Origin of the sequence: Bacillus chungangensis, from assembly GCF_030812995.1 — a bacterium.
Lineage (GTDB): Bacteria > Bacillota > Bacilli > Bacillales > Bacillaceae_C > Bacillus_CF > Bacillus_CF chungangensis.
The window spans coordinates 1-1,316 of the sequence record NZ_JAUSTT010000062.1; the positions used below are offsets into that span (position 1 = coordinate 1).

Genomic DNA, 1,316 nt, shown 5'->3' on the forward strand with positions numbered 1-1,316 from the left:
GTTTTGACGAAACGGCTTCCCTCCTTGTTCATTTGATATTTTCTAGAAACTTGACGCTGCAACCGACGAAGGCGTTTCTCTGCCTTTTTTACTACTTTTGTTTTGTTAATATTTTTGTATGGTTCTCTACCATCTGAGCATACTGCTAATTCTTTCACGCCAACATCAATTCCTAACGAAACATCTGTTAGCTCCGTTGGTTGTATTACTTCTTCAATCCCAACAGACAAATACCAATACTTACCGTCAAAACTGACTCTTGGATTCGAGTATTTTACACCCGTTGGTATTTGTTCAGATGTTCTAATCCAACCAACTTTTTCAATCAAAACCATCATTTCTTTCATTTTCAATTTTACATTATCATTATAGAAAGATGGTTTTGATTTCTTTTTGCTTTTGAAACATGGCTTATCCGCCTGCTTCTTAAAGAATTTCTTATACGCATCACAAGCGTCTTTAATAGCTTGTTTCGTGATATTATTTGATACATCGTACAACCAAGCATATTCCTCTGTTTGTTTTAAGACTGTTAATTCTTTACGGAGAACAGAATCCGAAAGAAATTTACCACCGTTTTGATAGTTTTCCTCTTGTTTTCCTAATGTCCAGTTATATGCCCATCGTGCTGTTCCGACAGATTTCCAAAGCTGATATTCTTGTTCTTTAGTTGGCTTTATCCTCACTTTCTTCGCAAGTATCACTCTCCATCAACTCCTTAATCATCTTCTTGGCTTTATTTGCTCTTTTCCCTTGAAGTCTACAACTAAAAACGGTAACGATTTGGATTAAATCTTCAACTAATTCCTGTTCTTCGGTCTTTTCGGTATTGTCTATTATCTCAATAGTTGTTCCGTATTTATTACATAGGTTTTCTATTAGTTCATAGCCAAATCTTATCAGCCTATCTTTATACAAAATAACTATCTTTTCGACTTCGGAATTAGTAACTTTGTCTATTAGTTTGTTTAATCCTTTTTTATTGTAGTTAATCCCACTGCCAATATCTGTGATGATTTCAAATTGATAACCCTTAGCGAGCATATATGTTTTTACGTTATCAATTTGTCTTTCTAAGTCATCTTTTTGCTTGTGTGAACTAACTCTACAATATCCTATTACCATTTTATTTAATTGCGCTTCACTTTTAATGCCTAAGAAGTGATGGAGTTGTTCTTGAGAGTAATATCTATAGCCACTTTCTGTCACATGATGTGGCTTAAAAACTCCTTGTTTATCCCAATTTCTTAATGTTTGCGTTGTTTTCCCTATCAATTTAGCAAATTCGCCTATTGAATAGTATTTCATTTACATCA

Annotated in this window: 2 protein-coding genes; both read right to left on the reverse strand. The window is 33.9% G+C overall.

Annotated elements, in window-relative coordinates:
• On the reverse strand, nucleotides 1–704 hold a 704-nt coding region (locus J2S08_RS22325; RefSeq protein ID WP_307233554.1), incomplete at its 3' end, for an RNA-guided endonuclease InsQ/TnpB family protein.
• Nucleotides 667–1,308 carry an IS607 family transposase gene (locus tag J2S08_RS22330; RefSeq protein WP_307233556.1) on the reverse strand — a complete coding sequence of 214 codons (642 nt, stop codon included), beginning with the start codon at nucleotides 1,306–1,308 and terminating at the stop codon, nucleotides 667–669. The genes J2S08_RS22325 and J2S08_RS22330, both read right to left, overlap by 38 nt.
• Between the last annotated feature and the right edge of the window lie 8 nt (nucleotides 1,309–1,316).

Bases quoted from the DNA above. Each gene is read 5' to 3' on its own strand.
- J2S08_RS22330 (WP_307233556.1), bottom strand. From the start codon at position 1,308: ATGAAATACTATTCAATAGGCGAATTTGCTAAATTGATAGGGAAAACA.